This window comes from Phenylobacterium sp. (assembly GCF_035276905.1).
Lineage (GTDB): Bacteria > Pseudomonadota > Alphaproteobacteria > Caulobacterales > Caulobacteraceae > Phenylobacterium.
This window is the reverse complement of the sequence record NZ_DATELG010000003.1, coordinates 1-8,275: the sequence shown is the minus strand read 5'-3', so window position 1 is coordinate 8,275 and position 8,275 is coordinate 1. Positions and strand designations below refer to the sequence as shown.

Below are 8,275 nucleotides of genomic sequence, written 5' to 3'. Positions count from 1 at the left end.
GCCTCCGCCCCCGCCGCCGCCGCCTCCCCCGCCGCCTCCGCCTCCGCCGCCGCCGCCTCCGCCGCCGGCCTTCGAGGCGAAGCAGTTCATCGTCTACTTCCCGTTCGATCAGTACATCCTGACGCCGGAAGCCCAGCAGGTGGTGACGGAAGCCGCCAACTACGCCAACGCCGGTCATGCGACCCGCGTGGTGGTGGTCGGCCACACCGACACCTCCGGCTCGCCGGCCTACAACACCCGCCTGTCGGAACGCCGCGCCAAGGCGGTGGCCGACGCCCTGGTGGGTGCTGGCGTCGCCCAGACCGCCCTGGCGGTCGACTGGAAGGGCGAGACCGACCTCGCCGTCCAGACCGCCGACGGCGTGAAGGAGCCGCTGAACCGTCGTTCGACGATCGACATCAACTTCTGATCTCGATCGCCGACGGTTCGTCGGATGCGTTAGCGGAAGCCCGGCCGAAAGGCCGGGCTTCTTGCGTTTGGGGGCGCGGTTCCCCACCGCGGCGGTCTGACGCTGCTGCGGCGCTGAAGCTTAACAAAAGGCTGTTCACAGTCCTGTGAATCGTTGGCCGCGGCCGCGCCCGCCGACCCCTTCCCCCGAGGGAGAAAGATCGCATTTAAGAGGTTGTTAGGAAAAAAGGCTGGGGGCGGATGGATCGCCTCATTGACGACTCTTTAGCCAACGTGTCCCCATATATGGGTTGCGTGGGTGCGGGGCCCACAAGATATAGGGGGCCAGGAGTGCAGGCGATCCGCGCCGAAGCTCCTGATTATAGTGGGTTTTGGGACACATGAGCATCGAAGCGGCGAAGGTTGAGATCTCAGGCGGCTCAGGCCAGCTGGAAAATGGGCGGGCGGACAAGCGCGCCGATCGACCGCAGCTGCAGCTCGTGCGGAAGGTCGAGGTCGACCGCAGCCGCGACGCGCTGCTTACGGATTTCGGCAAGACCACGCTGGAAGACCGCTACCTGCTGCCGGGCGAGTCCTACCAGGACATGTTCGCCCGGGTGGCGACGGCCTTCGCCGACGACGCCGAGCACGCCCAGCGGATCTACGATTACATTTCAAATCTCTGGTTCATGCCCGCGACCCCCGTGCTGTCGAACGGCGGCGCCTCGCGCGGCCTGCCGATTTCCTGCTTCCTGAACGCGGTGCCCGACAACCTCGACGGCATCGTCAGCGTCTGGAACGAGAACGTGGCGCTGGCCTCCAACGGCGGCGGCATCGGCACCTACTGGGGCGGCGTCCGCTCGATCGGCGAGAAGGTCAAGGGCGCGGGCCAGACCAGCGGCATCATTCCCTTCATCCGGGTGATGGACTCGCTGACGCTGGCGATCAGCCAGGGCTCGCTGCGCCGCGGCTCGGCCGCGGTCTACCTCGACATCCACCACCCGGAGATCGAGGAGTTCCTGGAGATCCGCAAGCCCTCCGGCGACTTCAACCGCAAGTCCCTCAACCTGCACCACGGCCTGTCGATCACCGACGAGTTCATGGAAGCCGTGCGCGACGGCGCCATGTTCGGCCTGCGCTCGCCCAAGACCGGCGAGGTGATCCGCGAGGTCGACGCCCGCAGCCTCTGGCAGAAGATCCTCGAGATCCGCCTGCAGACCGGCGAGCCCTACCTGATCTTCTCCGACACCGTGAACCGGGCCATGCCGCAGCACCAGCGCGAGTTGGGCCTCAGCGTGCGCCAGTCGAACCTCTGCTCGGAGATCATGCTGCACACCGGCAAGGACCACCTGGGCGAGGAGCGCACCGCGGTCTGCTGCCTGTCGTCGGTCAACGCCGAGAAGTTCCTGGAGTGGCGCGACCACCCGACCTTCATCGAGGACGTGATGCGTTTCCTCGACAACGTGCTGGAGGACTTCATCAGCCGCGCGCCGCCGGAGATGAAGCACGCGGTCTACGCCGCCCGGCGCGAGCGCTCGGTGGGCCTGGGCCTGATGGGCTTCCACTCCTTCCTGCAGGGCCAGAACGTGCCGTTCGAGAGCGCGCTGGCGAAGTCCTGGAACATGCGCCTGTTCAAGACCCTGCGCCGCGGCTGCGACGCGGCCTCGCGCAAGCTCGCCGCCGAGCGCGGGCCTTGCCCGGACGCCGCCGAGCGCGGCGTCATGGAGCGCTTCAGCCACAAGATCGCCATCGCGCCGACGGCCTCGATCTCGATCATCTGCGGCGGGACCAGCGCCGGCATCGAGCCGATCCCGGCCAACATCTACACCCACAAGACCCTGTCGGGTTCGTTCGCGGTGAAGAACCCCTACCTGGAGAGCCTGCTCGAGGCGAAGGGCCGCAACACCCCGGCGGTGTGGGACTCGATCCTGCAGAACGAGGGCTCGGTGCAGCACCTCGACTTCCTGAGCCAGGACGAGAAGGACGTCTACAAGACCGCCTTCGAGATCGACCAGCGCTGGGTGGTCGAGCTGGCCGCCGACCGCACCCCCGACGTCTGCCAGTCGCAGTCGGTCAACGTCTTCCTGCCGGGCGACGTCGACAAATGGGACCTGCACATGCTGCACTGGATGGCGTGGGAGCGGGGCTGCAAGTCGCTCTATTACCTGCGCTCCAAGTCGGTGCAGCGCGCCGCCCACGCCGGCGGCGAGGAGATCGCCCAGATCACCCTGCCGAACGAGGGCAAGACCGACTACGAGGAGTGCCTCGCCTGCCAGTAGGGCATGCGTGCGCGCAAATGTGATCGAACTTGTTCACCGTAAGGTGGCGCAGACCATTCGCAGCCGAAGTGGCCGCCGGTTCGGCGTAGCGAATGGTCTAACTTCAGAAAAATGCTCCGGGCCGGAGGGAGAACCCTCCGGCCTTTTGCGTTTTTCCCCTCGGCCTTCGGGCGCGACCCGAGCCGCCTCAGGGTTCGCCTCGATGGACGGCATGCCTAATGGCGCCACTCTTGCGGGAACCCTTTTCTACGTGCGGATTTGCGTAGATGTGAGACGCTAGCTGAACCGTGGGGCAACCGCGGTCGTTGGAGAGGAAAATGCGGCGCTGGGCTGGGCTGCAAGTCGTCGTCATGACATGCGCGTTCGCCGCTGCGGCGCAGGCGGGCGAGCTGAAGCTGTCTCCCTACGCCGTCGCCCCCTCCGACATCGCGCCGCAGGATTCCATGGCCGCCCTGTTCAGCCAGTCCTCGCCGTCGGGCGACGCGGCCGCCGTCAACTGGCGCTCGACCCAGGCGCCGCTGGCCTCCCACACCCGCCTGCGCGTCAGCCTCGCCGATCCGGCGGAGGCCCCCGGCGTCGCCGGCTTCGCCGCGCGCGCCGCCGGTGAGCCACAGTCCTACGAGATCAGCGTGGTGCACGACTGGCCGGGCGCGGTCTCCTTCAACACCAAGAGCTTCGGGGTCGACGTCTCGCCGCACGCCGCGGTGGGGATGACGCCCTACGGCACGCTCGCCGAAGCCGGCGCCCGGGTGGAGCTCAGCCAGCGCAAGGACGATGCGGCCAAGCGCGGCCTGAAAGCGATCGGCGTCGGCGACGGCGCGAAGTTCGGCGACACGGGCCGCTGGTACATGTTCGCCGCCGCCAGCGGCCGCGCGGTCGGCCTCAACATGCTGCACAGCGACGCCGGCTGGGCCCGCGCCGGCTGGACGACAGACCAGAACTCGACGCTGGTCGGCGACGCCCAGGTTGGCGTCGGCTGGCGCAAGGGGTCGATGCAGACCTCGTTCGGCGTCCTGCACCGCGAGATCAAGGGCGAGCACCTCTACTGGGGCAGCGGCGCCAAAGGCGACACGGTCGCCGGCTTCACCTTCGCCATCCGCCCGCCGAAGAAGTAGGGGGCGTCGGATCCTCCGCCATTGGCGGGGCCATCGCAGATGCCGAAGCGCCTCCTCCGTCTCGCTTCGCGCGCCACCTCCCCCGCTTGGCGGTGGAGGATCCGAGAGCCTCGTCCCCAGGCTTGTTCACAACATCTTGGGAGGGAGCCTTAACTTCGCGCTAGATGTTGAACTGGCTGCTGCTAGCCTCATCTTAGTCGCTCCACGCGAGCGATTCCGTGCGAGGGAAATGTCCGTGACCACCGCCAACGTCCGCCAACTGCCTGGCCTGCTGACGCCCTCCTACGCCTACAAGCCGTTCCGCTACCCCTGGGCCTACGACTTCTGGAAAAAGCAGCAGCAGGTCCACTGGATGCCCGAGGAGGTTCCGCTCGGCGAGGACCTGAAGGACTGGGCCGCCAAGCTGAACGACCGCGAGCGCAACCTGCTCACCCAGATCTTCCGTTTCTTCACCCAGTCGGATGTCGAGGTGAACGACAACTACATGGAGCGCTACGCCCGCGTCTTCAAACCCACCGAGGTGAAGATGATGCTGGCGTCGTTCTCCAACATGGAGACGATCCACATCGCCGCCTACGCCCTGCTGCTCGAGACCATCGGCATGCCCGAGGCCGAGTTCACGGCCTTCCTCGACTATCAGGCGATGCGCGACAAGCACGACTACATGCAGACCTTCGGCATCGACAGCGACGCCGACATCTGCCGGACGCTGGCGATGTTCGGCGGCTTCACCGAGGGGCTGCAGCTGTTCGCCAGCTTCGCCATGCTGATGAACTTCCCACGCCACAACAAGATGAAGGGCATGGGCCAGATCGTCTCCTGGTCGGTGCGCGACGAGAGCCTGCACTGCGAGGGGATCGTCAAGCTCTACCACGCCTTCAACAAGGAGACCGGGGCGGTCACCAAGGCGGTCGCCGACGACATCGTCGACTGCTGCAAGACCGTGGTCGGTCTGGAGGACAAGTTCATCGACCTGGCCTTCGAGGCCGGCGAAATCCAGGGCATGACGCCCGAGGACATCAAGAGCTACATCCGCTTCATCGCCGACTGGCGCCTGCGCCAGCTGCAGCTGCCGGAGGTCTACGGCGCCAAGGAGAACCCGCTGCCCTGGCTGCAGAGCATGCTGTCGGGCGTCGAGCACGCCAACTTCTTCGAGGCCCGCTCGACCGAGTACTCCAAGGCCGCCACCCGCGGCCAGTGGCACGGCCAGGACGGCGTCTGGGCCGAGTTCGACAAGATGCTGGCGAAGCGGGGCGAGAGCGCGCTGCCGGCGGAGTGATTGGACACTCCACCCCGCGGCGTCATCCCGGACGGCCGCAGGCCGATCCGGGACCCATACACACGGCGCGGCTCGCACGGATGCGGCCGCGCCGCTTTCTTTTCTGCAGAGCCGGCGCGTATGGGTCCCGGTCTTCGCTACGCGAAACCGGGATGACAGTTGTGGAGCGGGAGCATCGCCAGATGCTTCCCCGCCGTAAATCTCACGGCAGATGCGAGCTGGCCGCCATGAGATCTATGGCTCTCCGTGTCCGGACGGACTTCGGGTTAGCGGTGGTGCTTGCAGCCCGCCCCCAAGGCGCCTAACGCTTTGCGCTGCGGGGGCTGAACGCCCGGAGGCGCCCATGAGCATCTACCGCGTGACTGAAGTCATCGGGACCAGTCCGACGAGCTGGGAAGAGGCGGCGCGAGAGGCGCTGACGGCCGCATCGCTGACGCTGCGGGACCTGCGCGTCGCCGAGGTCGCCGAGCAGGACATCGTCATCGACGACCGCGGCGGCATCCAGCAGTTCCGGGTGAAGCTCAAGGTCAGCTTCAAGTACGAGGTCCCGTGGAACGCGGCCACGGCGCACGCGGGAGCTGGGGCCCAGCCGCACGCGTAACCGTTTGTGTATCGCCCCTTCCCTGCGAAATGAAGGAGGAGGCGAACCCCAAGCATGGCTTCAGCACGGATCGCAGCGCTGCCTTCACCTGCTAAGCGGGGCGCTCCCGTCACGAGAGCCGTCCCTCACGCGCCGCCAAACACGTTCGGGCCGCTGGCAGCCGGCATTCGGCCGAACGCCAATGTTCCTGAAATGTTCTTGATTCCCCGGCGACCCAGCTCAGCCTTTGAGTGAGAGCGGGCGTCTTCCGCTCAGGTTCTCACGAGGGGATGAGCGGAATGGGGATGTGGGATGTCTACCGGCGCCGGCGCGAACTCGAAGCGCTGAAAGATCAAGCAGCGCAGCTTGGCCAGGGGATGCTGCGCAGGCTGGACAGCAGTCCGCTGGCTAAGACCGTAGCAGGGAAGGCCGCGGAGTCGGTGGGACAGGTATTAGGGGCCGGGCGCGGCGTCGTCCACGACGCAGAGGGCCTGCGTGACGGCGCCGTTCTCGCCGCCAACCTCGCCAACAGCCGATCATCGCAGCACGATGCCGCCGTCCGAGGTGTTACTGGTGCGATGAAAGGCGCCGTCGACTATGTGAAAAGTCGTGGAGAGGCTCCCAGGCGTCTGTTGGATGACGCCCGTCAATTGGGGACTCATCTCAACCAAGATCTAAATCCCAAGGCCACGCCAGAGGCAGCAAGCCTTGAGGATGAGATGCGTCGTCGACTCGATATCGGGATGAAACAGGGCGAAGCAGTCTACAATGTCGCAACAGTCGTCCTTCCTGTCGCGGGGGAACTTAAGAGCGCGGCGGAACTCGGACGCTTCGCAAAGGCTGGTCCAGCCAAGTACATCAAGATGGGCGCGTCGCCGGAATTGGCAAATTATCTCGCCACGCCTTACGATGGCGTTGGCCATCATTCAATTATTCCGCAGCGCGCGAAGAGCGTTGCCCAGATTCCGGTCGTCAAGAAAGTCGCCAAAGCTCTAAAGGTGGAAGACGCGTCAAAACGGGTGTTGGAGAACATCCCGATTCCGAAAATCGTGATTGATAGCCCATTCAATGTTGTGAAGCCGCAAGTCGAGCGTGGCCAGTTTTATCAGAGACATGTCGGCCTCGATAAATATTATGGCGGCGGAAACGTTTCGGGCGAATTTGGCGGCGGGGGGTGGAGCGGCGGCCGTGACTTGGGATGGACGAAGTACAATCAGGCCGAGCGGCTCTTGTACGGAACACCAGGTGCGACCAAGGGCGTGCTGGTTGGCGGGCCGGCTGTATTGGAGGGGCTTGGCGAGTTCTCACCGGACCGGGAGCAGGTTGATGACCAGCCTCAGGTCGTGTCTTCCCCGCAACGGCGGAGGGCAGTTCGCAAAAAATGATCCAGCAGAAGCCGGAGCGGGCGCCCGCTCCGGCCAGCTGTTTTTGTTCTTGTTATGTTATTGACTTCGTTACAATTCGCGTGCGCCCCTGCGGCGTGAATCTTGGCTATCGGGGCGGGCGATGCGAGTTCGAGAGGTTGCGGAATTCCTGACTGAACTTCCGAGCGGCGCGGTCGAAGAGGGGCCAGACTTTCTGGTTTGGCCGGGACGGCCGTCGCTCGAAGCCATCGGCGGAATCCTGGTCGATCTCGGCTGCGAGCTCGATCCGATCGAGTGCGCCGACTTCAAAGGCTGGGACATGGGCTTCCGCTACCGTGGGCGTTCCCTCTGGATGCGGGTTACGCAGATCGAGAAGCACGTCGCCTATTTCGCCGATCCGAACCTCTGGCCGAAGATGATCGGTCGAAATCACCCGCTCTATCTGGAGCTTCTGGACCGTCTCGGCGAGGCGCTCGCCCGTGACCCGCGGTTCAGCGAGGTGCAGTGGTTCATGCTCAGCGAGTTCGAGCCAACCATCTCCAGGCATCAGGATTCCGCAAGCTGAACTGACCTGCTGCCGGAGCTTGGGGGCGCCCCCTCACCCCCAAGGCCCCCGCCGCCCGTTCTGCGTCAGCGGCACGGCCGTCGCCGGCCCCCGGGTCGGCCGTAGCGGGGCGCGGCCGGCCTCGCCGCTCATCTCCATCAGCGCCGCGACGCGGTTCTCGGTCGCCGGGTGGGTGGAGAAGAGGTTGTCGCCGCCCAGGCCGGCGAGCGGGTTGATGATGAACATGTGGGCGGTGGCCGGGTGGGCCTCGGCGTCGGGGTTGAGGTAGCCGCCGCGGGCGTAGGCCTCGATCTTCCGGAGCGCCTGGGCCAGCGCCTGCGGGTCGCCGCTGATCTCAGCCCCGCCGCGGTCGGCCTCGTACTCGCGGCCGCGACTGATCGCCATCTGCACCAGGGCGGCGGCGAGCGGGGCGAGCAGGCTGACGAGGATCGCGCCCACGAGGCCGGTCGGGCGGCCGTTCTCGTCGCGGCCGCCGAAGAAGACCGCAAAATTGGCCAGCGCCGAGACCGCACCGGCGATGGTGGCGGTGACGGTCATGGTCAGCGTGTCGCGGTGCTTCACGTGGGCCAGCTCGTGGGCCATGACGCCGCGGATCTCGCGCCGGTCCAGCATCCGCAACAGGCCGCGGGTGGCGGCGACGGCGGCGTGCGCCGGATCGCGGCCGGTGGCGAAGGCGTTCGGCTGATCCTGGTCGATGACGTAGACC

8 protein-coding genes are annotated in these 8,275 nt (G+C 66.2%); 7 read left to right on the top strand and 1 reads right to left on the bottom strand.

Translation table 11 applies throughout. The features are described from left to right. From VJS38_RS00160 to VJS38_RS00130, 7 genes are all read left to right on the top strand, one after another. Positions 1-409, top strand: a 409-nt coding sequence (locus tag VJS38_RS00160; protein ID WP_324086134.1) for an OmpA family protein, incomplete at its 5' end; no start/stop codon positions are given. Positions 410-788: 379 nt separating this feature from the next. Then, the gene (locus VJS38_RS00155; RefSeq protein ID WP_324086133.1) at positions 789-2,666 is read left to right on the top strand and encodes a ribonucleoside-diphosphate reductase subunit alpha; all 1,878 of its coding nucleotides are present in this window, start codon (positions 789-791) and stop codon (positions 2,664-2,666) included. A gap of 317 nt (positions 2,667-2,983) precedes the next feature. Then, a complete protein-coding gene (locus tag VJS38_RS00150; RefSeq protein ID WP_324086132.1) occupies positions 2,984-3,781 on the top strand; it encodes a hypothetical protein in 798 nt (265 codons plus the stop codon). Positions 3,782-4,016: 235 nt separating this feature from the next. Further along, on the top strand, positions 4,017-5,060 hold the full coding sequence (locus VJS38_RS00145) for a ribonucleotide-diphosphate reductase subunit beta (protein WP_414692391.1): 1,044 nt from the start codon (positions 4,017-4,019) through the stop codon (positions 5,058-5,060). A 343-nt stretch (positions 5,061-5,403) separates the two neighbouring features. Continuing rightward, on the top strand, positions 5,404-5,661 hold the full coding sequence (locus VJS38_RS00140; RefSeq protein WP_324086130.1) for a dodecin family protein: 258 nt from the start codon (positions 5,404-5,406) through the stop codon (positions 5,659-5,661). A gap of 284 nt (positions 5,662-5,945) precedes the next feature. Further along, the gene (locus VJS38_RS00135; RefSeq protein WP_324086129.1) at positions 5,946-7,025 is read left to right on the top strand and encodes a hypothetical protein; all 1,080 of its coding nucleotides are present in this window, start codon (positions 5,946-5,948) and stop codon (positions 7,023-7,025) included. A gap of 121 nt (positions 7,026-7,146) precedes the next feature. Continuing rightward, positions 7,147-7,569 (top strand): hypothetical protein, encoded by a 423-nt coding sequence (locus tag VJS38_RS00130; RefSeq protein WP_324086128.1) that lies wholly within the window; start codon positions 7,147-7,149, stop codon positions 7,567-7,569. Between the two features lie 33 nt (positions 7,570-7,602). Here the strand turns inward: VJS38_RS00130 and VJS38_RS00125 are convergent. After that, positions 7,603-8,275, bottom strand: a 673-nt coding sequence (locus VJS38_RS00125; protein WP_324086127.1) for a M48 family metalloprotease, incomplete at its 5' end; no start/stop codon positions are given.

Bases quoted from the DNA above. Each gene is read 5' to 3' on its own strand.
- VJS38_RS00150 (WP_324086132.1), top strand. From the start codon at position 2,984: ATGCGGCGCTGGGCTGGGCTGCAAGTCGTCGTCATGACATGCGCGTTC.
- VJS38_RS00140 (WP_324086130.1), top strand. From the start codon at position 5,404: ATGAGCATCTACCGCGTGACTGAAGTCATCGGGACCAGTCCGACGAGC.
- VJS38_RS00135 (WP_324086129.1), top strand. From the start codon at position 5,946: ATGTGGGATGTCTACCGGCGCCGGCGCGAACTCGAAGCGCTGAAAGAT.
- VJS38_RS00130 (WP_324086128.1), top strand. From the start codon at position 7,147: ATGCGAGTTCGAGAGGTTGCGGAATTCCTGACTGAACTTCCGAGCGGC.
- VJS38_RS00155 (WP_324086133.1), top strand. From the start codon at position 789: ATGAGCATCGAAGCGGCGAAGGTTGAGATCTCAGGCGGCTCAGGCCAG.